At 71.2% G+C, this 22118-nt stretch carries 15 protein-coding genes and 1 tRNA gene; 11 read left to right on the top strand and 5 right to left on the bottom strand.

Features of this window, described 5'->3' with window-relative positions:
* Positions 1-275: 275 nt before the first annotated feature.
* Positions 276-352 (bottom strand) — tRNA-Met (locus LDO11_RS14200).
* A 138-nt stretch (positions 353-490) separates the two neighbouring features.
* Between LDO11_RS14200 and LDO11_RS14195 the strand changes: the two genes are divergently transcribed.
* The 3 genes from LDO11_RS14195 to bfr all read left to right on the top strand — a co-directional run bounded on the left by LDO11_RS14195 (position 491) and on the right by bfr (position 2015).
* Entirely contained in the window at positions 491-1108 is a 618-nt protein-coding gene (locus tag LDO11_RS14195) for an RNA pyrophosphohydrolase (protein ID WP_232142107.1), read from the top strand.
* Positions 1109-1193: 85 nt separating this feature from the next.
* Complete coding sequence (locus tag LDO11_RS14190) at positions 1194-1406, top strand: (2Fe-2S)-binding protein (protein ID WP_232142125.1); 213 nt, start codon at positions 1194-1196, stop codon at positions 1404-1406.
* Between the two features lie 138 nt (positions 1407-1544).
* Positions 1545-2015 (top strand): bacterioferritin, encoded by a 471-nt coding sequence (gene bfr / locus LDO11_RS14185; RefSeq protein WP_100324339.1) that lies wholly within the window; start codon positions 1545-1547, stop codon positions 2013-2015.
* Positions 2016-2021: 6 nt separating this feature from the next.
* Here bfr and LDO11_RS14180 read toward each other — a convergent pair whose 3' ends face one another.
* The 3 genes from LDO11_RS14180 to LDO11_RS14170 form a co-directional block, all read right to left on the bottom strand.
* On the bottom strand, positions 2022-4835 hold the full coding sequence (locus tag LDO11_RS14180; protein WP_232142106.1) for a hybrid sensor histidine kinase/response regulator: 2814 nt from the start codon (positions 4833-4835) through the stop codon (positions 2022-2024).
* A 42-nt stretch (positions 4836-4877) separates the two neighbouring features.
* The gene (locus tag LDO11_RS14175) at positions 4878-6698 is read right to left on the bottom strand and encodes an EAL domain-containing protein (RefSeq protein ID WP_232142105.1); all 1821 of its coding nucleotides are present in this window, start codon (positions 6696-6698) and stop codon (positions 4878-4880) included.
* A 111-nt stretch (positions 6699-6809) separates the two neighbouring features.
* Positions 6810-7385 carry a DUF4126 domain-containing protein gene (locus LDO11_RS14170; RefSeq protein ID WP_232142104.1) on the bottom strand — a complete coding sequence of 192 codons (576 nt, stop codon included), beginning with the start codon at positions 7383-7385 and terminating at the stop codon, positions 6810-6812.
* A gap of 154 nt (positions 7386-7539) precedes the next feature.
* On the opposite strand from LDO11_RS14170, the gene LDO11_RS14165 reads away from it, so the two are divergent.
* The 3 genes from LDO11_RS14165 to nudC all read left to right on the top strand — a co-directional run bounded on the left by LDO11_RS14165 (position 7540) and on the right by nudC (position 9702).
* Positions 7540-8283, top strand: a complete 744-nt coding sequence (locus LDO11_RS14165; RefSeq protein WP_232142103.1) for a DUF6776 family protein — start codon at positions 7540-7542, stop codon at positions 8281-8283.
* A 41-nt stretch (positions 8284-8324) separates the two neighbouring features.
* A complete protein-coding gene (erpA, locus tag LDO11_RS14160) occupies positions 8325-8690 on the top strand; it encodes an iron-sulfur cluster insertion protein ErpA (RefSeq protein WP_232142102.1) in 366 nt (121 codons plus the stop codon).
* 91 nt (positions 8691-8781) lie between these two features.
* Entirely contained in the window at positions 8782-9702 is a 921-nt protein-coding gene (nudC, locus tag LDO11_RS14155; protein WP_232142101.1) for an NAD(+) diphosphatase, read from the top strand.
* A gap of 118 nt (positions 9703-9820) precedes the next feature.
* Here nudC and LDO11_RS14150 read toward each other — a convergent pair whose 3' ends face one another.
* Positions 9821-11716, bottom strand: coding sequence for an MFS transporter (locus tag LDO11_RS14150; protein WP_232142100.1), 1896 nt, complete (start codon positions 11714-11716; stop codon positions 9821-9823).
* 353 nt (positions 11717-12069) lie between these two features.
* On the opposite strand from LDO11_RS14150, the gene glgA reads away from it, so the two are divergent.
* The 5 genes from glgA to treY are packed head-to-tail and all read left to right on the top strand — an operon-like array spanning position 12070 to position 22111.
* Positions 12070-13623, top strand: coding sequence for a glycogen synthase GlgA (glgA, locus tag LDO11_RS14145; protein WP_232142099.1), 1554 nt, complete (start codon positions 12070-12072; stop codon positions 13621-13623).
* Positions 13620-15866: a 1,4-alpha-glucan branching protein GlgB gene (gene glgB / locus LDO11_RS14140; RefSeq protein WP_232142098.1), complete on the top strand. Its 2247-nt coding sequence runs from the start codon at positions 13620-13622 to the stop codon at positions 15864-15866. Before glgA ends, glgB begins: the two co-directional genes overlap by 4 nt.
* On the top strand, positions 15863-17623 hold the full coding sequence (gene treZ, locus LDO11_RS14135) for a malto-oligosyltrehalose trehalohydrolase (protein WP_232142097.1): 1761 nt from the start codon (positions 15863-15865) through the stop codon (positions 17621-17623). Before glgB ends, treZ begins: the two co-directional genes overlap by 4 nt.
* Positions 17616-19532 carry a 4-alpha-glucanotransferase gene (locus LDO11_RS14130; RefSeq protein WP_232142096.1) on the top strand — a complete coding sequence of 639 codons (1917 nt, stop codon included), beginning with the start codon at positions 17616-17618 and terminating at the stop codon, positions 19530-19532. Before treZ ends, LDO11_RS14130 begins: the two co-directional genes overlap by 8 nt.
* Entirely contained in the window at positions 19529-22111 is a 2583-nt protein-coding gene (treY, locus tag LDO11_RS14125) for a malto-oligosyltrehalose synthase (RefSeq protein WP_343226135.1), read from the top strand. Before LDO11_RS14130 ends, treY begins: the two co-directional genes overlap by 4 nt.
* The last annotated feature ends 7 nt before the right edge of the window (positions 22112-22118 follow it).

The raw sequence follows: 22118 nt of genomic DNA, 5'->3' as shown, positions 1-22118 counted from the left end.
GGCGCAGCCCCGGTATCCCTTGGGGCAGTATGCCGCCGAATGGCTCTGGGCGACCGCCGGTTCGCCGCACGTAGCAAGGGCTCCCCAAGTGGGTCTCCCCATTCGAGTGCTGGGGTCAAAAGCGGTGGCCCGGCGTCCCCTGTGACAGGTTGAAGTGTCACAGGAGGTGTCACAGGCACAGGAGTCAAGCCCCTGAAACGCTACGTCCGATCCGCTGCGGTACCCTTCCGACCACAAAAACCCCGCAGTTACGCGGGGTCGGTGCTTCTCGAATCTGGTGGCTATGGGTGGAATCGAACCACCGACCTCGGGATTATGAGTCTCGCGCTCTAACCGTCTGAGCTACATAGCCAATGGATGCCCGGCCTGGTGGCCGGCGAACGCGGAATTCTCCACTGCGCACGGCCTCGCGTCAACGCCCCGGCCGTCGTGCTTGTCGCTTCATGCCCGGCATGGCAGAGTCGATCGCAGTGAATCTGGAGTCCGCATCGTGATCGATCCGGACGGTTATCGACCGAATGTCGGCATCGTGCTGATGCATCCCGACGGTCGGGTCTTCTGGGCCCGGCGCACGCGCCATGACGGCTGGCAGTTCCCGCAGGGCGGGATGAATTCCGACGAGACGCCGCTCGAGGCGATGTATCGCGAGCTGCGCGAGGAAACCGGCCTGCTGCCCGAACACGTTGCGGTGCTCGGCGCGACGCCGGGCTGGCTGCGTTACCGGCTGCCGCCGCGGGCGATCCGCCGCAATGACCGCCTGGTCTGCATCGGCCAGAAGCAGGTGTGGTTCCTGCTGCAGTTCGCGGGGCAGGAGAGCGACCTGCGCCTGGATCTCTGCGACAAGCCCGAATTCGACCACTGGCGCTGGGTGGATTTCTGGTATCCGCTCGACCACGTCGTGACCTTCAAGCGCGGCGTCTACGTCAGCGCGCTGCGCCACCTCGCGCCGTTCGCGCGCCAGGTCGCGGGGCCACAGGCGGTGCCACACATGGGCCTGGCGCCGGCGCCTCGGCATGCGCCACGTCGCAACAAGCAGCGTCCACGGACGCGGCCGGGCACCGGCGGAGGGCAGAACCAGGGGCAACGCGGGGGCGACGGGCTTCGCTGAATGCGTCATGTTCTCAATGATCGATTGACAATCATTCTCGTTTGGCGTGGAATACGCCCAGTCCATCGATCGAGTGCCGCCGACCGTGTACGTGTGCATCTGCAACGGGGTTACCGACCGCGACATCGCGGCCGCCGCTTCTGCCGGGTGCACCGGCGTCCATGAACTGACCATGCGCACCGGCTGTGGCGCCACCTGCGGCAGCTGCGTGGAGATGGCCGGCGAACTCCTCGCCCAGGCGCATCGGCGACACGAACCCGAAGTGCTTCCGCTGCCCGGCATCGCCCGCGCGGCCTGAGGTTCCACCCGCAGCGAGCAACCGGCACCCCGTCCCCGACGGGGTGTCCGCGTTATGGCGGATGCATGTGATTCGCGTTCCGTCGCCGGCCGGAGCGCGCGGCTAGAGTAGGCGCCGTCCCCGCGTCCGGAGCCCGCCATGAAAGGCGACCCCAAGGTCATCCAGTACCTCAACAAGGCGCTCTACAACGAGCTGACCGCGATCAACCAGTACTTCCTGCACGCCAAGATGGCTCGCCACTGGGGCTTCCCGCGCCTGGCCAAGCACGAGTACGACGAGTCGATCGAGGAGATGAAGCACGCCGACAGGCTGTCGGAGCGCATCCTGTTCCTCGAGGGCCTGCCGAACTTCCAGCACCTGGGCAAGCTTCGCGTCGGCGAGAACGTGCAGGAAATGCTCGAGTGCGACCTGGCGCTGGAACTGGATGGCATCCCGCTGCTGCGCGAGGCGATCGAGCATTGCGAGCAGGTGCAGGACTATGTGAGCCGCGAGCTGCTGGTCGAGATCCTCGAGAACGAGGAAGAGCACGTCGACTGGCTCGAGACCCAGCTCGACCTCATCGGCCGGGTGGGCATCCAGAACTACCTGCAGGAACAGATGGACGACTGAGCCGCCTCAGGCGGTGGTGGCGCGCCCCGCACGCAGGCGCGCCCGTGCGCGCGCGAACTCGTTGGCAACCATCGCCACCGCAACCGCCGGGCGCTCGAGCGTACCGGCGCGCGCGCCGGCCTCGATCCGCCGGGCGCTGGCCGACAGCAGCATCGCGCCGAGGTTGGCGCTCGATGACTTGAGCGAGTGCGCGGTATCGCGCAGGGCGTCGTAGTCGGGTCCGTCGACCGCCGCCTCGAGCCGCGCGATCAGCCGCGGCGTGTCCTCCAGGAACACGTCGATCAGGTGATCGACCTCGTCGCCGAGCATGGTGCGCAGTTCCTCGAGCACGTCCTCGTCGATAACCGGCGGCAGCTCGGGCGGTGTCGCCGCGGGCGCTGGTGCCGGGTCGCGCGCTGGCGCGGCTGCGGCGATGGCCGGCGGTGCAGGGCCCGCCGGAGCTGCGGTGGGCGTGGATGTCGGCGTGGAGACCGGCGTTCCGGTCGATGCAAGGGTGCGGTCCGCGGCCAACGCCGATGCCGGCAACGGTGCCGGGTCGGCAGGTGCCGCCGCGGCCGGCGCGGCACTTCCTGACGGCAGGGACGCGGCCGGAGCCAGCGGATACGACACCCCCGCCGGCGCGTCCTGCATCGCGACGGGCATCGTCGTCGGCTGCGCGGCGACGGTGTCGGATGGCGCGGCTTCTTCCAGGCCTGCCGGCGACCGTGGAGCCGGTGTTTCAGCGGTCGCCTGCGCGATCGCGGCGGCCAATGGTGCCTCCACCGGCGACGGCAGATCCCCGGCCGGATGCGTCGCGGGCACCGGCGGCGCACTCGCTGCCGCCTGACTTCCGGGATCCCCGGCTGCGTCGTCACCGACCAGATCGCCCGACGCGACGAACTCGCCGAGGCCGGCGCCCGGGTCCATCGCGGGCTCCGGCTGGTTGGGGTTCCACCAGTGGTAGAGGCAGCGTTCGAGTTCGCTGCGGGTGACGGGCTTGGGCAGGTAGTCGTCCATGCCCGCGTCGAGGCAGCGCTGGCGGTCGCCGGCCATCGCGTTGGCGGTCATCGCGATGATCGGCAGGTGGCGGTTGACGCCTTCGGCGGCCTCGATCCCGCGCCAGCGGCGGGTGGCCTCGTAGCCATCCATCACCGGCATCTGGCAGTCCATCAGCACCACGTCGTAGCGCGAGGTGCCCATGCGCATCAGCGCGGCCTCGCCATTGCCGGCGGTGTCGCAGGTGATCCCGAGCATCGACAGCAGCCGCTGGCCCACCATCAGGTTCACCGGGTTGTCCTCGACCAGCAGCACGCGCGGCGTGCGCAACGGCGTGTCGGCCGCCGCCGCGACGGTCGGCACAGCTGGCGCGGGCGAGGCGGGTGCGGACATCGTCGGTTCCCGGGTCGCGGACAGGTCGATCTCCATGTCCATGCGTTCGCGCAGCGAGGGATCGCCGGGGCCGAGCAGGGCGGCGCGCAGGTCGGCGTCGGGGGCCTGGCGGCTGAGCAGGGTCACGCCGGCCTGCATCTCGTCGGGCACCGGGTCGTCGCCGTACAGCGCGATCAGTTCCAGTTCGCCGTAGACCGCCTGTCGGTTGAGGTTGCGATACAGCGCGAGCGCGGTATTGCGCATCCCGGCGAGGTCGGCCAGCACCAGCGAGTACGCCCACGGCGCGCCTTGCGAGGCGGCGGTGCGCAGGCGGTTGAGCGCTTCCTGGGTGGTCTCCACCGAGGTCACGCGCAGGCCCCAGTTGGGCAGCAGCATCGACAGCCGCAACCGCAGGCGCGGGTCCGCGCTCAGCAGCAGCAGGCGCTTGCCGTCGGCCATGCGCTCCTGCGAGGGCAGGTCGCCATGCACCTTCAGCAGCGGCAGTTCGAACCAGAACGTGGTGCCCTGCGCCGGCACGCTGTCGACGCCGATATGGCCGTCCATCAGCTCGACGATGCGCTTGGAGATTGCAAGCCCGAGGCCGGTGCCGCCGTACAGGCGCGTGGTCGAGGCGTCGGCCTGGCTGAAGGCCTGGAACAGCCGTGACTGCGCGACCGGCGCGATGCCGATGCCGGTATCGCGGACCTCGAAACGCAGCTGGTGCTGCGCGCTGCTTTCGCCGAGGCGGCGCACCGTCACAGACACCGAGCCGCGCTCGGTGAACTTCACCGCGTTGCTCAGCAGGTTGCCCAGCACCTGGCGCAGGCGCACCGGGTCGCCGCGCACCGGCAGGCGCACGCCGGCCTCGATCTGCAGGTGGATGCGCAGTCCCTTGCTCTGCGCCGGGCGCTCCATCATCTGGATCACGCCTTCCAGCAGTTCGCGCAGGTTGAAGCTGGTGATCTCGAGTTCGAGCTTCGCCGCCTCGAGCTTGGAGTAGTCGAGGATGTCGTCGACGATGCGCAGCATCTGCTGCGACGAGGTGTAGGCGGTACGCACCAGGTCGGCGTGTTCCGGCGCGAGCGGTGCGTGGATCAGCAGGTCGAGCATCGGCACGATGCCGTTGAGCGGCGTGCGGATCTCATGGCTCATGGTGGCGAGGAATTCGCCCTTGGCCAGCACCGCGGACTCCGCCGCCTGCTTGGCCTGGCGCAACTGGGATTCGAGCTGCGTATGCAGCTCCAGCTGCGACTGCAGTTCCTCGCGCTCGCGCTCATGCTGGCGGGCCAGCGCATCGGCCTCGTCGAGCGCCTGCCGGCACTGCTGCACGCCGTGGACCACGGCCGCGGTGGCGCCCGCCGCAAGCAGCGCCAGCACGATCGCGACGCCCTGCCAGGGTCCCGGGATGCCGGCGATCGCCAGCAGCAGCGTCGTGGCGGTGGCGACCGTGGCGCCCAGCGCCAACCACCGCATTGTCAGGAGGGAGGTGCGTGGGCGGATGACCATCCTGGGTCCTCAGAGCACGGAGTGCTGGAAATCGAAGTCGACCTCGCGGCCGGCGACCTGCACGAGATTGCCCTGGATGTAGTCGATGCCGCTCATCCAGAGCGTTGCGGCGGCCTGCGGATTCTCCACCTGCTGGCCGATCACCTGCAGTCCAGAGCGGTGTGCACGTTCGATGGCGTCGCGCATCTCGTCGCGCACGAGCTGGTCGCCGGAGCCCGTCGAGTAGTGCGCCGACAGCCGCACATGGGTAAGCGGCAACTGCGCCAGCAGCGCGTCGGATTCCGCGCCGACGCGGTAGCCGGACAGGCACAGGTGCACGCCGGAATTCTGCACCGCCGCGCAGAACTCCTGCAGCGAGACCGCATGTACCAGGGCGTCGTCCTGGCGCACGTCGACCACCAGCTGCGCGCCGTCGATCTCGCGTGCACCGAGTTCGGCCAGCAGCCATGGCGCGTAGCCGTCGCAACCCAGGCTGCGCGGCGACTGCGACACGAACAGCCGCAGCGTGCGCCCGCGCTGGCGCTGCGCCTGCAGCGTCGACAGCGCCAGGTCGAGCACGTGGCGGTCGATTTCCTCCAGCAACCCGGCCGCTTCCGCCGCGGGGAGGATTTCCGCCGCTGTGTGCAGGGTGCCGTCGCCGCCGCGCAGGCGCAGCAGGGTCTGGTACTGGGGATCGTCGCCGCCGGCCACCGCCACGATCGGCTGGTAGGCGAGTTCGATGCGGCCTTCGGCGATCGCATGCGCGACCAGTTCGCCCAGCGAGGGGTCGGTGGAACGCACGTCGGGCGCTACGTAGCGCGCGATGCCGATCGGCTCCAGCCGCGCCAGCCGCAGCGCGTGTTCGGCGGCGGCCAGCGCGCTGCCGGCATCCTGGAAGCCGTCGGCCAGCGACAGCGCACCGATGCGCCCGCGCAGGCGGATGGCCTCTTCGCCCGCACTGAATTCGCGGCGTGCCAGGCCGTCCCGCAGTTCGCGCGCCCAGGCCAGCAGGTCGTCCGGCGCCACGTCGGCGTGGACCAGGAAGGTGTTGTCGTTGAGCCGCGCCGCGGCATGGCCTTCGCTCAGCGCGGCGATATGCCGGCTCGCCTCCACCAGCACCGACTCGAGCAGGGCATAACCGATGCGATCGCGCAGCGCGGCGATGCCTTCGAGCTCGACGAAGAACAGCGCGCCGTTGCCCTCGCCGGGGATCCCAGCGGCCAGCCGTTGCAGCATGCGGTTGCGGGTGAGCAGGCCGGTGAGCGGGTGGCGGCCCTCGGTCGCCGGCGCCTGCGCCTGGCGGGCGCGGCGGATGCGGTTCTGCACGGCGGCGATCAGGTGCCGCGGCCGTACCGGCTTGGTCAGGAAGTCGTCGGCGCCGAGCTCGAGCACCTCGAACTGGCGTTCGGGATCCGGGTCGCCGGTGAGGAACACGATCGGCGTCTGCGCGAACGCGCCGTGGCTGCGGATCATGTGGGTGAGCTCGGTGCCGTCGATCGACGGCATGTGCAGGTCCATCAGCACCAGGTCGGGCTGGAACACCTCGAGCGTGGCGATGGCAAGCCCGGGGTCGGGCACCACCTGCGCCTGCATGCCGGCACCGTTGAGGATGCTTTCGGCAAACAGCGCCTGGCTGGGGTCGTCCTCGACGATCATCACCCGGTACGGTGCCTCGTTCGAACCGGACTGCCCGGCACGTGCCGCGGCCGAGGCGATCTCCGCGCGCGTGCGGGCGGTTTCGCTGTCGTCGTCGGCCGGCAGCTTTGCCGCAGGAGCATCGGCCGCCCACCGGCGCCAGAAGCCGGCCGGCGGAAACTCGGCGCGTCGGATGTCGTCAGCCCTCTCCATCATGAGACTCTGCGGCCATATCCCGTTGAAAGGCAAACGCGCGCCCGGTCCCCGGCGCGGCGGCCGATTATGCCCGAGCCGCCGGTGCCCGACCCATGCAGCGGTCGCATCGTGTCAGCTGCGTGCACGGGCCCTGCGGAAGAGCTTGCGCCAAAGCCACACAAGGCCTCCGATCGCGAACGCGGCCAGCCCAAGCACCAGGGCCAGGGCAAGCCACGGGTTGGTGATGGCAAGCGCAAGCGCACCGACGGTCACGGTGTCCTCGGTTGCCGATGCCGTCCAGTTGCTCAGCGGCTCGGGCGAGGTATTGATCAACGCACGCGATCCGCTCTTGAGCAGGTGGCTGGCCAGCGCCACGCCCGCGCCGGTGGCGAGCATGCCGGCACCGAGCTCGCCATCGGGCGACAGCGTGGCCGCAGCGAGGAACGCACCCGCCGGCACCCGCGCCAGGGTGTGCACGAGATCCCACACCGAATCCACGCCGGGAATCTTGTCGGCGAGGAACTCCACGACTGCAAGGACGCCCGCGACCCCCAGCACCCACGGCGACTGCGCCGCTTCCAGCGCCGGTGGCAGGTCCAGCCAGCCGAGCACGCCGGCGATGCCAACGCCGAACACGGTCAGGTACACGCGCACCCCTGCAAGCCAGGCCAGCAGGATGCCGATCGCGAACAGCTGGGGTTCCGACATGCGTGGGTCCTCGGGAGTGCAGGGGAAGTGTAGGCAGCGCGGCGCCATTGCGCGCGAACGGCGCCGGGCGATGTTTCATCGCCTTGAACACGCGCCCACCCCGGGTCCGCGATTTCCTTGACCGGCCTCATCACCGCCGCTATATCCATTCAACATGAACGACCCCGAGCAGCTTCCGCCGGCCCGACCGGTGTCTACCCCGGGTTCCGGTGCCGCCGCCGAGCGGGGCCGTGCCGCGAAGCGTCCACTGCCGCGTGGTCCGCTGCTGGCGGCGGTGGTCTCCGCGTCGCTGCTGTTCGGCGCGTGGGGGCTGTGGGCAGGCCTGCGTGGTGGCGGGGTGGCCGGCCCGGATGCAGGCGAGCGCATCGCCGCGCTCGAACAGGAAGTCACCACGCTCACGCGCTCCGACCAGATCAGCCGCGAGGCCAACCTCAAGCTGCAGGGCACCCTTGCCGAACGCGACGAGGAAATCGCCGCGCTGCGCGCCGATGTCGCCTTCTATGAACGCTTCGTCGGTGCCACCGCGCAGCGCCGCGGCCTGACCGTGCACGAACTGCGGCTGGCGCCCGGCACCGACAGCGTCTGGCACTACACCGCCACGCTCACCCAGAACCTCAACCGCGATGCATCCAGCGAGGGCGAGCTGCGGCTGGCCGTGGAGGGCACCCGCGACGGACGGCTGGAACAGCTGGACTGGGACGACCTGCGCCAGCGCGAGGATGCCCCCGCGCTGCCGTATTCGTTCCGTTTTTTCCAGCAGGTCCAGGGCGACATCGTGCTGCCGCAGGGTTTCACCCCGACCCGGGTGACCGTGCGCCTGCAGCCGCGTGGCGGGCGTGCGGTCGAAGAGTCGTTCCCGTGGAGCGAGGCGACAGCGCGTTCCGCCACCGACGCTTGAACCCGCCTCCTGCGGCCCCCATCCTTGTGCGCATGGAACCCATGCCGCTCCCCCAGGCCCCCGGCTATCAGTCGCTGTCGCGCCCGATCGATTTCACCACTGCCGCCGCGTCCAAGGTGCGCGAGCTGATCGACGGCGAGGGCAATCCCGCGTTGAAACTGCGCGTCTATATCCAGGGTGGTGGCTGCTCCGGCTTCCAGTACGGCTTCGAGTTCGACGAGGAACAGGCCGAGGACGACCTGGCGATCGCCACCGATGGCGTCACCCTGGTCGTCGATCCGCTGAGCCTGCAGTACCTGATGGGAGCGTCGGTGGACTATGTCGAGAGTCTGCACGGTGCGCAGTTCACCATCCGCAATCCGAACGCGAAGTCCACCTGCGGTTGCGGCAGCAGCTTCACCGTCTGATCCGTCCACGCGGTCGCCGCGCTGGCGACGCCTGCATCCTGTTCGGGCCTAAACTCCGGCAGCGCGATATCGCGTGCTGCCGGATGTGTCGATGACTGTTGCGGTCGACGGGCCCGTGCCCGCCTATGCCTTTGTTGCTGCGCCGCTGGACCGCGCCGAACACCTGCGCCTGCAGCCCGCAGCGCTGGAGGCCCTGCAGGCGGCGGCGCGCTGCATCGTGGTCGACGACGACGGTCGCGCCCCGGTGGGCGAGGGCGATACGCCGTGGATGCCGGACCCGGCCACGTTGCGGCAGGAGGCCTGGCAGCACGCGGTGTTCCTTGGCCTCGATGCAGATGGCCGCGGCTGGTTCGCCTGCGATGCCGCGGACGTGCCCGATACCCCGGGCGGAACCTGGATCGACCTGCGCAGCGCGGCCGCGCAGTGGCCCGCGCTGCAGACCACCGCGTTCGCGCAGGCGCGCGCGGTGCTGCACTGGCGGCGCCGGCACCGGCATTGCGGGGCCTGCGGCGCGAGGCTGGCCTATCTGCGCGCAGGCTGGCTGGGCGTATGCACCGCCTGCAGCGCCGAACACTATCCGCGCACCGATCCGGCGGTGATCGTGGCGGTGTCGGACGGCGAGCGCCTGCTGCTCGGGCGCCAGCCGGGCTGGGCGCCGCGGCGATGGTCGGTGCTGGCCGGGTTCGTCGAGCCCGGCGAGACCCTCGAGCAGACCATCGCCCGCGAAGTCCGGGAGGAGTCCGGCGTGCGCGTGCGCCGCGCGCGCTACCTCGGATCGCAGCCGTGGCCGTTCCCGTCCTCGCTGATGCTGGGTTTCGAGGCGCTGGCCGAGCCCGACGAGCCACGCCCCAACGACGACGAACTCGAGGACGCGCGCTGGTTCAGCCGTGACGAGATCGGCGCGGCGCTGGACGGCCGTGGCGGCGACGACGGTCTGCTGCTGTCATCGCATATCTCGATCGCGCGCTGGCTGATCGCGCACTGGCATCGCGAGGGTGCGCTGCGCGACTAGCGTTTCGATCCGGGCGTTTGGCGGCATGCGGACACCGGCAACGGCGCCCTTGAGGCAATGGCGCTGCACCGCGGACCCACGGTCGGGTCATCCGTGCCGGCCGCATCCATCCGGAAGCCTACGCCGCAGCCCCGCGCAGCTCGCGAACCCGCGCCTCCAGTGAGGCCGCGGTGACCTGCCTGCCCTCCACCGCCGCGGCCGCGACCACCTCCACGCGTGCGCGCAGGCGCCGCGGCAGGCGCATGCGCCGCATCCGCGAGTCGTGCCGGCTCCACATGCTGGTCCACATGTTGCGCAGGGCCATCGGCACCACCGGCACCGGGCGGCGCGCGAGGATGCGCTCGACGCCGCTGCGGAACGGCGCGATGTCGCCATCGGCGGTCAGGCGCCCCTCGGGAAACACCAGCACCAGTTCGCCGTCGGCCAGCGCGGCATCGATCGCGTCGAACGCGCGCTGCATGAGTGCGGGGTCTTCCTTTTCCGGAGCGATCGGGATCGCCTTCGCGGTGCGGAAGATCCACGACAGCACCGGGATCGCGAAGATGCGGTGGTACATCACGAAGCGCACCGGCCGCGGCACGCTGGCGGCCAGGATCAGCGCATCCATGTAGCTGACGTGGTTGCACACCAGCAGTGCCGGGCCCTCGTCCGGCACATGGGCCTCGATGCCGTGCAGGCGCAGCCGGTAGAGCGTGCGCACCAGCACCCAGCTCAGGAAGCGCATCATGAATTCGGGAACGATGGTGAAGATCCACACCGCCACCAGCAGGTTGGCGACAGCCAGTGCCAGCAGCAGCTGCGGGATGGTCCAGCCCAGCACGCCCTGGGTGACCAGACCGACCACCGCCGCCAGCACGATGAAGCCCGAGTTCTGGATATTGAGCGCGGCGAACACCCGCGACATCTCGTTGATCGGCGTGCGGCTCTGGATCAGCGCGAACAGCGGCACCACGAACACCCCGGTGAACATGCCGATGCCCAGCAGGTCGATGACCAGGCGCAGGCTGCCGGGCTGCCGCAGGAACCCGGCCAGGTCGAGCCCGCCCACCGGCGCCAGCCCGGGCCGGGCGAAGTAGAGATCGAGCACGAAGGCGGTCATGCCGAACGCACCCACCGGCACCAGGCCGATCTCGACCGTGCGTGCCGACAGCTTCTCGCACAGCAGCGAGCCGGCGCCCACGCCGATCGAGAACAGCGCCAGCGCGAACACGTACAGCGTCGCCGAGCCGGCGGCGCCGCCGAGGTGGACCTCGGCGTAGGCCGGCAGCTGCGAGGTGATCAGCGTGCCGAAGAACCAGAACCACGACACGCCGAGCATCGCGTTGCGCACCGCCGGCTGCCGGCGTGCCATGCGCATGACCTCGAGCGACACCGGTACCGGGTTCCAGCGCACGCGCAGCGTCGGGTCGCCGGCATCGATGCGCGGGATCCGCCGCGCCATCAGGTTGCCGATGACCGCCAGCGCCACGATCGCGCCGGCCGCCGCCTGCGGTCCGTGGCTGCCGGCCAGCTGGAAGATCAGCCCGCCGGTGATCATGCCCAGCAGGATCGAGATCGACGTGCCCATCTCGACCAGGCCGTTGCCACCGGTCAGTTCCTCGGGCTTGAGGATCGACGGCAGCACCGAGTACTTCACCGGCCCGAACAGCGTCGACTGCACCCCGGTGCAGAACAGCGCCACCAGCAGCAGCGGCATGTTCTGGACCAGGAAGCCAATGGCGGCCAGCGACATGATCGCGATCTCCATCGTCGTGGTGATCACGATCAGGCGCTGCTTCTCCAGCTTCTCCGCGATCTGGCCGGCCAGGGCCGAGAACAGGAAGTACGGCAGGATGAACACCGCCGGCGCCAGCATCGCGTAGAGCGCGCGCTCCTGCGTGCTCGCGCCGAGGAAGATCAGCAGGCCGATGATCGCCTGCCGGTAGACGTTGTCGTTGAAGGCCCCCAGCGCCTGCACGGTGAAGTAGGGCAGGAAGCGGCGCTGCCGCAGCAGGTCGAACTGGGAATGGGCCATGCGGGCTCCTCGGGCGTCGCGCGGGAGCCTAGCAGGTGGGGGCGGCGGAACCCGCGTCACCACAGCGTCGTTCGATGGTCCGCGATCGACCTGTCCGGTGTCGCGTCCGGCTTCGGATGCAGCCGCGAGCAGGGTGCCGGTGCGAAGGGTCCGGAGCCGTTCGGCGCGGGCCTGGGCTGTCATCGAAACGCCGCGTCGTTTTCACGGAAAGTTGATTACCCGCTTTCCATATTCCATCCACGGCGCCGTGTACCCGCGGCACCCCCCGAGAACCCCGGCTCTCCCCCTGCTTCCGGTCCCGAAGGCAGGAGGGAGTGTCGCCGTCCATCCGTCTTTCCCCCCAGGCGGTTTTCATGGTTGCTGACGTCCCCCGATCCCCGGCTCCGTTCCCTACGGCAGTTGCGTCCACCCGTACCCGGCGCGCGCGCGATGCGCGTGGGCGTTTTGCACGGCTGATGCCGACGCGCCCGGTCGCGCCGCTGCGCGATGGTTGCCTGTTCGTGGTCTCGGAGATGAGTGACTTCGTCAAGGCCGGTGGCCTTGGCGACGTCGCCGCGGCGCTGCCGCGGGCGCTGCGCGAGCGGTGCGACGTGCGCGTGCTGATTCCAGGCTATCCCGCGGTGCTGGCCGGCGCCGGCGCATTGCAGCGGATCGGGCGCATCCCGGCCCATGCCGGCCTGCCGGCGTGCGAGGTCGCCCAGGCCCGGCGCGAGGACGGGCTGATCGTCTACGTGCTGCTCAACGGCGCACTCTTCGCACGCGAGGGCAGCCCGTATGTGGATGCCAACGGCCTCGACTGGGCCGACAACGCAGTGCGCTTCGCCACGCTGTCGCACGCGGCGGCGGCAATCGCCGCCGGCCAGGCGGGGCTCGACTGGTGCCCGCGCATCCTGCATCTCAACGACTGGCCAAGCGCGCTGGCCGCGGCCTACGTGCGCTGGAACGGCGGCGATACGCCGTGCCTGCTCACCATCCACAACCTTGCCTACCAGGGCCTGTTCCCGGCCGCGCTCGCACGCACGCTGGGGGTGCCGACGGGTGCGCTGGAGGACATCGAATTCCACGGCCGGCTGTCGTTCCTGCAGGCCGGCATCGTGCATGCCACCCATATCACCACCGTCAGCGTCAGCTACGCCGCGCAGATCACCGCACCCACGCTGGGCTGCGGGCTGGACGCGCTGCTGGCGCGGCGCGCGGCGGAAGGCGCGCTGACCGGCATCGTCAACGGCATCGACAACAGCTGGGATCCGCGCACCGACCGCCACCTGGAGGCACGTTTCGGCGTCAACGAATGCGGTGGCCGTACCCGCAACGCGCGCTGGGTGCGGCAGGCCTTCGGGCTGCCGGAGACCGGCGGGCCGCTGTTCGCGGTGGTGTCGCGGCTGGTTCACCAGAAGGGGCTGGACCTGATCTGCGAGGTGGCACCGCAGATCGCCGCCGCGAATGGGCAGATCGTGATCATTGGCGGTGGCGAGCGCCATATCGAACAGCAGGTGCGCGAACTGACGTTGCGCTTCCCGGGCCATGTCGGCGCGTTCATCGGCTTCGAGGAGGGGCTGGCGCGGTGCATGTTCGCCGGCGCGGATTTCCTGCTGATGCCATCGCGTTTCGAACCCTGCGGGTTGAGCCAGATGTATGCGCAGCGCTTCGGCTGCCTGCCGATCGCCCATGCCACCGGCGGGCTGATCGATACCGTCGATGATGGCGTCACCGGGTTCCTCTTTGCCGAGGCCACCACCGACGGCCTGCGGCGCGCGGTGGCGCGGGCGTTCCGCACCTGGCGCATGCCCGGGCTGATGGCGGCGATGCGTCGTGCGGCCATGCTGCGACCGGCCGGTTGGGACGAGGCCGGGCGCGAATACCTCGCGCTGTACGAGCGCGCCGCACCGCTGGCAGAGGCCGCATGAGCGCCGACGGCTACGTTGCTGCCTGCGATGCGGTCGAACCTGCGCAGGCCGGATCAGGAGAGGTGGACGCATCGTGGCCCGCACCGCTGCTGGCGCTCGCGCGCGGCGAGCCGGCGGATCCCTTCGCGTGGCTGGGCCCGCATCGCCTGGCCGATGGCCGGGTGGTGATCCGTGCGCTGGCGCACGGCGCGCGCTCGGTCGACGTCGTCGACGCCCGGGGACAGCGCTTGGCGGCCATGCACGCCGGCCCGGAAGGCCTGTACGAGGCCGTGCTGCCGTCCGCGTGCCGCTACCGGCTGCGCATCGAATGGCCCGACGCGATCCGGGAGACCGCCGATCCCTACGCCTTCGGGCCGGTGTCGGATGCGCACGACCTGCAGGCGTTCTCGCGCGGTGATGGCGAGGCGCTGCGGCGTCTGCTGGGCGCGCATCCGGACACCCGTGACGGCGTCGACGGCGTGCGTTTCGCGGTCTGGGCGCCGAATGCGCGACGGGTGGCGGTGGTCGGTGATTTCAACGGCTGGGACGGGCGCCGCCATCCGATGCGGCTGCGCCATGACGGCGGGGTGTGGGAACTGTTCCTGCCGGGCGTGGTGGCTGGCAGCCGCTACAGGTTCCGGATCACCGGCGTCGACGGGCAGGTCCTGCCGGACAAGGCCGATCCCGTCGCGCGCCGCAGCGAAGCGCTGCCGGGCACCGCGTCCGTGGTCGCTGATGCCGAACCGTTCGCGTGGAGCGACGGGGCCTGGCTGGCGGCGCGTGCACGCCGCGACCACGATGCCGAACCGCTGTCGATCTACGAGCTGCATGCCGGCTCCTGGCAACGCGATGCCGACGGCGCCTTGCTGGACTGGGACCAGCTTGCCGCGCGCCTGGTGCCGTATGTGCGCGAACTGGGCTTTACCCATATCGAACTGCTGCCGGTCTCGGAATATCCGTTCGGGGGCTCCTGGGGCTACCAGCCACTGGGGCTGTTCGCGCCGACCGCGCGGCATGGCGAGTCGGCCGCGTTCGCGCGCTTCGTCGATGCCTGCCATGGCGCCGGCATCGGGGTGATCGTCGACTGGGTCGCGGCGCACTTTCCCGACGACCCGCACGGGATGCAGCGCTTCGACGGCACCGCCCTCTACGAACACGCCGATCCCCGCGAGGGCGTGCACCGGGACTGGCACACGCTGATCTACAACCACGGCCGTCACGAGGTCGCGGCCTATCTCATCGGCAGCGCGCTGGAGTGGATCGAGCGCTTCCATATCGACGGCCTGCGCGTGGATGCGGTGGCATCGATGCTCTACCGCGACGACAGCCGCGCCGATGGCGAGTGGATTCCCAATGCGCATGGCGGGCGCGAGAACCTCGAATCGGTGGCGTTCCTGCGCGCCTTCAACGACGCCGTGCGCAGCCGCTTCCCGGGGGTGATGACGATCGCCGAGGAATCCACCGCATGGCCGGGCGTGACCGCGCCCACGCAGGCCGGCGGTCTCGGCTTCACCTACAAGTGGAACATGGGCTGGATGCACGACACCCTGCATTACCTGCGGCGCGACCCGCTGCACCGGCGCCACCACCACAGCGAGATGACCTTCGGGCTGGTGTACGCATTCTCCGAGCGCTTCGTGCTGCCGCTCTCGCACGACGAAGTGGTGCACGGCAAGGGCTCGCTGCTGCACCGGATGCCCGGCGACCACTCCGCCCGGCTTGCCCATCTGCGGGCCTACTACGGCTTCATGTGGGCGCACCCGGGCGCCAAGCTGCTGTTCATGGGTGGCGAGTTCGGCCAGCCGCACGAATGGCACCACGACGGCAGCCTCGACTGGCCGGTGCTGCAACATCCCGGCCACGACGGCGTGCGGCGCCTGGTGGCCGATCTCAACCGCACGCTGCGCGCGCAGCCGGCGCTGTACCGCGGCAACCACCGCGCCGAAGGCTTCGATTGGAGCGTCGGCGACGACGACCGCAACAGCGTGTTCGCGTTCGTGCGACTGGATCCCGACGGCGACGCACCGCCGTTGCTGGCGGTGAGCAACTTCACCCCGGTCGTGCGCCGCGACTACCGCGTGGGCGTGCCGGTCGCCGGGCGCTGGCGCGAGGTGCTCAACACCGACAGCCGGTATTACGGCGGCGGCAACGAAGGCAATGTAGGCGGCGTCGAAACGCGGCCGCTGGCGATGCACGGGCATGCGCAGTCGCTGGCGCTGCTGCTGCCACCGCTGTCGACGGTCTACCTGGTGCCCGAGGCATGACCGGCCGCGACGCCGACATGGTTCCGCGCTGGGGCGCGTGGCAGGTCGGCGACGGCTACCGCTTCGGGTTGTGGGCGCCGGCCGCATCGCGCGTGGAACTGGTGCTGGCCGATGGCGACGTGCATCCGATGGCGCGCGACGCCGATGGCTTCCACGCCGTGCACATCGCATGCGTTGCCGGCACCCGCTACCGGTTCCGCATCGATGGCGCGGAGCCGGTGCCGGACCCGGCGTCGCGCTGGCAGCCCGAGGGCGTCGATGGCCCCAGCGCCACGCTTGCCGGCGACGGCTACCGCTGGCAGCACGGCAGCTGGCGGGGCCGCCCCTGGCGCGAGGCGGTGATCTATGAGCTGCACGTTGGTGTCTGCGGTGGCTACGACGGCGTGCGTGCACAGCTGCCACGGCTGGCAGCGCTGGGGATCACCGCGATCGAGCTGATGCCGGTGGCCGAGCGTCCGGGCCGGCGCAACTGGGGCTACGACGGCGTGATGCCGTTCGCGCCAACCTCGGCCGATGGCACGCCGGAAGCGCTCAAGGCGCTGGTGGACGAGGCGCATGGGCTCGGGCTGATGGTGCTGCTCGACGTGGTCTACAACCATTTCGGGCCGCAGGGAAACCATCTCCACGCCATCGCGCCGGGGTTCTTCCGCGACGACATCTGCACCCCGTGGGGCCCGGCCATCGATTTCCGCCAGCCGGCGGTGTGCGAGTTCTTCCTCGCCAATGCGCGCATGTGGATCGACGAATACCGGTTCGACGGCCTGCGGCTGGACGCCGTGCACGCCATCGAACCTGCCGCCTTCCTCGATACGCTGCGCGAGCACGTGGCGGCTTCCACGGCACAGGGTCGCCATGTGCACCTGGTGCTGGAGAACGAGCACAACGATGCCGGCCTGCTCGAGCGCGGCTACACCGCGCAGTGGAACGACGACTTCCACAACGCCCTGCATGTACTGCTGACCGGCGAGGAGGAGGGCTACTACGCGGGTTTCGCCGATGACCCTGCCGCGCATCTGGCGCGCACACTCGGCGAGGGCTTCGCCTACCAGGGCCAGGCCGATCACCGCGGCAATGCCCGCGGCATGCCGAGCGGGCACCTGCCGCCGGAGCGCTTCGTGGTGTTCGCGCAGAACCACGACCAGATCGGCAACCGCGCGCTCGGCGATCGCCTGATCACCCAGGTCCCGGAATCGCGGCTGCGTGCGGCGTTGGCGCTCACCGCGCTGACGCCGATGGTCCCGCTGTTTTTCATGGGCGAGCCCTGGGGTGCACGCGAGCCGTTCCTGTTCTTCACCGATTTCGCACCACCGCTGGACGCGCAGGTGCGCGAGGGCCGGCGTCGCGAGTTCGCACATTTCGCGGCGTTCGCCGATCCGGAGCGGCGTGCACGTATTCCCGATCCCAACGACGAGGCGACCTTCCGCGCGTCGGCCTGTGACATCGCCGATGCCGATCGGGGTGAGGGCGCGCGCTGGGCGGCGTGGTTCCAGGCGCTGCTGGCGGTGCGCCGGCAGTGGCTGGCGGCCGGGGCCGGCGAGGGTCGTGGTCACGTGCTGCAGCCCGGCGCCATCGCGGCATACTGGCGGCTGCCCGGCGGACGCTGGCAGGTCTTCGCCAATTTCGGCGAGCAGGCGTTGCCGCTGCCGGCGGATCGCGGCACGGTCGTGTATGCCGAGAACGTCCCCGAGACCGGATCCGGCAGCCTGCCCCCGGACGGCTTCCTCGCCTGCTGGCTCAAGGGTGAGCGCAATGGCTGACCCGGACCTGCGCACGCTGGCGGATACCGCCGGGGTCATCGTCGACTGGACCGACGCCGACGGCGTCGCGCAACGCGTCGGCGACGACACCCTGGTGGCGGTGCTGGACGCGCTTGGCATCCACGCACGCACCCCCGCGAAGTGCCGCGAGGCGCAGGCGGAGCTCAATGCACGCTCGACGCAGGCGCCGCCGCTGGTCACCGCACGTGCCGGTGAACCGGTGGCGCTGGGGCGTGCCGGGGGCCGCGTGGAGCTCGTCCACGAGGACGGCGACCGGGTGGAACTGCGCGTGGCCGAGGACGGCACCGTGCCGGCGCCGCCGCAGCCGGGGGAGTGGAAATTCGGCGATGACGATGAGCGCAGCCTGGTGGTGGCACCGGCGCGCTGCTTCGGTGTCGCCGATGCCCTGGGTGCGGCGGCGCCGCGCGCCTGGGGCGTGGCGCTGCAGGTGTACTCGGCGCGCGGGCCGCGCGATGCCGGCATCGGCGACGCCGGCGGCGCGGACGCATGGCTGACGCGCGCCGCGCGATATGGTGCGCACGCAGTGGCGCTCAGCCCGTTGCATGCGGCGATGCCCGCGGGCCCGCACTACAGCCCGTACTCGCCCGCGGACCGGCGCTGGCTGGACCCGCTGCATGCCGACCCCGCCGCGGTGCTGGGCGTGGCTGCGGCGCAGTCGTGCCTCGAGCGTGCGGGTCTTGCCGGGCGCTTCGACGCGCTCGCTGCTGGTGCGCTGGTCGACTGGCCGGAAGGCGCGGCGGTGAAGTGGCGCTGGCTGCGCGCGTTGCATGCGGCGCATGCCGGGTCGCACGCCGACGCCATTGCCGGCTTCGCGGCCGCCGGTGGCGATGCCCTGCACGCGCATACGCAGTGGGCGGCACGTGCCTTCGGTGATGGCGACCCGTCGCTGCATGTGTTCGCGCAGTGGCTGGCCGCGCGCAGCTGGGCGGCGCTGCAGGCGCAGGCGCGCGGGCAGGGCATGGGCATCGGCCTGGTCGCCGATCTCGCGGTGGGCTTCGACCCGGCGGGCAGCGAGGCCGCGGCGCAGGCGGACGCCGTGCTCGACGGGCTGCTGCTGGGCGCCCCGCCGGATGCATTCAACGCGCAGGGCCAGGTGTGGGGGCTGGGTGCCTACGCGCCGGCGGCCCTGCGGCGCTCGGGCTATGCACCGTTCCGTACCCTGCTCGACTGCGTCATGCGCGACCGTGGCGGCGTGCGCATCGATCACATCCTCGGCCTCAAGCGGATGTGGCTGGTGCCCACCGGTGCCGAGGCGACCCACGGCGCATACCTGCGCTATCCGATGCGCGAGCTGCTGGACCTGCTCGCACTGGCCTCGTGGCGGCACCGGGCGATCGTGATCGGCGAGGACCTGGGCGTGGTGCCGCCGGGGTTCCGCCAGCGGCTGGCCGCGCGTGGCGTGCTCGGGATCGACGTGCTGCCGTTCACCCGCGATGACGACGGCGGCTTCCTGCCACCCGCGCAGTGGCGGCACGACGCCGTGGCCATGACCACCACCCACGACCTGCCGACGCTGGCGGGCTGGCGCATCGGGCGCGATCTGTCCTGGCGCCGCCGCTGCGGGCTGCTCGATGCCGACGGCCGGCGCCGGGCGATGCGGGAACGTCGCACGGACGTGGCCGCGCTCGACCGCGCGATCGTCGCGGCCGGCGGCACCACCGATGGCGACCCCACGGTTGCAGCGCTGCGGCACGTGGCGACCACGCCGTCACCGCTGGTCCTGGTGCCTGCCGAGGATATGCTTGGACTGCGCGGGCAGCCGAACCTGCCCGGCGTGGTGGAGACGCATCCCAACTGGCGGCGGCGCCTGCCGGAACGCACCGATGCGGCCTGGCAGGCGGCGGTGGCGGCCATCAGTGCCGGACGCCGGCAGGGAGCCGCAGCGTGATCCCGTTGCGTTCCACCGCGCGCCTGCAGCTGCATGCGGGCTTCACCCTGCGCGACGCCGCGGCCAGCGTGCCGTACTACGCGCGCCTGGGCATCAGCCATCTCTACCTGTCGCCGATCACCCGCGCGGTGGCCGGCTCCACCCATGGCTACGACGTGGTGGATCCCGCCACCGTCTCGCCCGAGCTCGGCGGCGAGCCGGCGCTGCGTGCGCTGGCGCGCGCCGCGCACGCGCACGACATGGGCCTGGTGCTCGACATCGTGCCCAACCACATGGCCGCGCATCTGGACAACGCCTGGTGGCGCGACGTGGTGGTGCGCGGCCGGCGCAGCCCCTGGGCGCGCTGGTTCGATATCGAATGGGACGCACCCGGTCGCGCGGGCCGGCTGTGGCTGCCGGTGCTCGACCGCAGCCTGGCGCAGGCGCTGGCCGATGGCGTGCTGACGCTGGCCCTGCAGCGCGACGGCAGCTGGGCGCTGGACCACCACGGCACCCGCTGGCCGCTCGGCGTGGCGCCGCGCCGGGTGCCGCGTGATACGGGGGCGCGTCGACGCTGGGTGGCATCGATCAACGCCGGCGCCCGCAACGGCGACGACGCGCTCGCCCAGCTGGTTGCCGCACAGCCATACCGGCTGGCCTGGTGGCGCGGCGGCAACGCACTGTTGAACTACCGGCGTTTCTTCGACATCACCTCGCTGGTGGCGCTGCGCATGGAGGTGCCGGCGGCATTCAACGCCGTGCATGCACTCCCGCTGCGCCTGGTGTCCGAAGGCCTGGTGGATGGGCTGCGGGTGGACCACGTCGACGGCCTGGCCGATCCCGGTGGCTATGTGCGGCGCCTGCGCCGCGCGCTGGACCGCGCCGGGCGTGCGCGCGGGCTGGCGCCGGGCACGCTCGGGCTGTGGGTGGAAAAGATCCTCGCACCCGGCGAGAGCCTGCCCGCGGATTGGCCCTGCGATGGCACCACCGGCTACGACTTCATGGACCAGGCCGGCGGCCTGCTGCACGACCCCGATGGCGAGGCTGCGCTGGTGGAGCTGTGGCGTGCGCGCAGCGGGCGCACTGGCGATTTCGCCACCGAGGAACTGCAGGCCCGCGGCGAGGTGCTGGCCGGCCCGCTGCAGGCCGAGTTCGACCGCACCCTGCGCGTGCTGCTGCGTTGTGCGCGCCATGATGCGATGGCGCGCGAGCTCCCGCCCTCCGCCTGGGCGCAGGCCCTGCGCGGCATCCTCGAGGTGTTCCCGGTGTATCGCACCTATGCGGGCGCGGGCGGTCTCGAGGGCGGCGATGCCGGGCTGGTCGAGCGTGCCTGCGCGCGGGCATCGGATGCGGGTGGCGAACTGCAGCGCACCGCGGTGGGGCTGCTGCGCGGCTGGCTGTTGCAGGCGTCCGGCACGCCGGCGCAGCAGCGCGCGCAGCGCGAGCTGCGGCAGCGCGTGGAGCAGCTGTCGGCGCCGCTCAACGCCAAGTCGGTGGAGGACACCGCGTTCTACCGCCACGGCGTACTGCTGTCGCGCAATGAGGTCGGCAGCCACCCGCTGCCGGGGCAGCTGGGCATTGCCGCCGGGACCTTCCATGCCGCCGCCGCCGCGCGGCCGCCCCGCGCGCTGCTGGCGACCGCGACCCACGACCACAAGCGGGGCGAGGACATGCGGGCGCGGCTGGCGGTGCTGGCCGCACGCGCGCCCTGGTGGGAGCGCACCGTGGAGGCGCTGGAACGCGAGGCCGCCGCACTGCTGTCGGGCGACGCCCCCGACGGCGCCGATCGCGCGATGCTCTGGCAGACGCTGGTCGGCGCGTGGCCGCTGGGGCTGGCGGCCGATGACCGTGCCGGGCTGCGCGACTGGCATGAACGGGTCGCGGGCTGGCAGACCAAGGCGATGCGCGAGGCCAAGCGGCGCACCTCGTGGGTGGATCCGCAGCCCGGCTACGAGGAAGCCGCCGGATCGTTCCTGGAGGCCGTGCTGACCGCTCCACGCGGGCTGGCCCTGCGCGGGCGCCTGCAGGACGCCGCCGGGGCCATCGCCCCGGCCGGCGCCGTGCTCGGCCTCGCGCAGGTGGCGCTGCGGCTCACGCTTCCCGGTATTCCCGACCTGTACCAGGGCACCGAAGGCTGGGACCTGTCGCTGGTCGATCCCGACAACCGCAGGCCCGTGGACTACCGCCTGCGCGAGGCGTGGCTCGATGATGCGCGCGACTGGCAGGCGCTGCTGCGCGACTGGCGCGACGGCGCGGTCAAGGCGCGTCTGCTGCAGCGGCTGCTGGACCTGCGCCGTGCATGGCCGGCGCTGTTCGCCGATGGCGACTACCGGCCGCTGGCCGTGGCCGACGGCTGGATCGGCTTCGTGCGCACGCACGGCGATACCCGGCTGTGCGTGCTGGTGCCGGTGCGTCCGCCGGCGGGCACGCCAGGCGCCCTGCAGGCGCGTTGGCCGGAGACCGCGTTCCACGTGCCCCCCGGCCGCTGGCAGCACCTGTTGACCGGGGCACGACTGGACGTGGGTGATGCTGGGCTCCCGCCTGCGCGCCTGCGCCGGCATGGGCCGATCGCCGTGCTGGTCGACCCGCCTCATTCCTAGATGGAGA

Source organism: Alterluteimonas muca (assembly GCF_021191595.1).
GTDB lineage: Bacteria > Pseudomonadota > Gammaproteobacteria > Xanthomonadales > Xanthomonadaceae > Luteimonas > Luteimonas muca.
Note: the sequence above shows the minus strand (reverse complement) of the source record. Positions and strands in the feature narration are given on the sequence as shown.

Bases quoted from the DNA above. Each gene is read 5' to 3' on its own strand.
- LDO11_RS14150 (WP_232142100.1), bottom strand. From the start codon at position 11,716: ATGGCCCATTCCCAGTTCGACCTGCTGCGGCAGCGCCGCTTCCTGCCC.
- LDO11_RS14130 (WP_232142096.1), top strand. From the start codon at position 17,616: ATGGCTGACCCGGACCTGCGCACGCTGGCGGATACCGCCGGGGTCATC.
- LDO11_RS14175 (WP_232142105.1), bottom strand. From the start codon at position 6,698: ATGATGGAGAGGGCTGACGACATCCGACGCGCCGAGTTTCCGCCGGCC.
- LDO11_RS14165 (WP_232142103.1), top strand. From the start codon at position 7,540: ATGAACGACCCCGAGCAGCTTCCGCCGGCCCGACCGGTGTCTACCCCG.
- treZ (WP_232142097.1), top strand. From the start codon at position 15,863: ATGACCGGCCGCGACGCCGACATGGTTCCGCGCTGGGGCGCGTGGCAG.
- LDO11_RS14170 (WP_232142104.1), bottom strand. From the start codon at position 7,385: ATGTCGGAACCCCAGCTGTTCGCGATCGGCATCCTGCTGGCCTGGCTT.
- LDO11_RS14180 (WP_232142106.1), bottom strand. From the start codon at position 4,835: ATGCGGTGGTTGGCGCTGGGCGCCACGGTCGCCACCGCCACGACGCTG.
- nudC (WP_232142101.1), top strand. From the start codon at position 8,782: ATGACTGTTGCGGTCGACGGGCCCGTGCCCGCCTATGCCTTTGTTGCT.
- erpA (WP_232142102.1), top strand. From the start codon at position 8,325: ATGCCGCTCCCCCAGGCCCCCGGCTATCAGTCGCTGTCGCGCCCGATC.
- bfr (WP_100324339.1), top strand. From the start codon at position 1,545: ATGAAAGGCGACCCCAAGGTCATCCAGTACCTCAACAAGGCGCTCTAC.
- glgB (WP_232142098.1), top strand. From the start codon at position 13,620: ATGAGCGCCGACGGCTACGTTGCTGCCTGCGATGCGGTCGAACCTGCG.
- glgA (WP_232142099.1), top strand. From the start codon at position 12,070: ATGGTTGCTGACGTCCCCCGATCCCCGGCTCCGTTCCCTACGGCAGTT.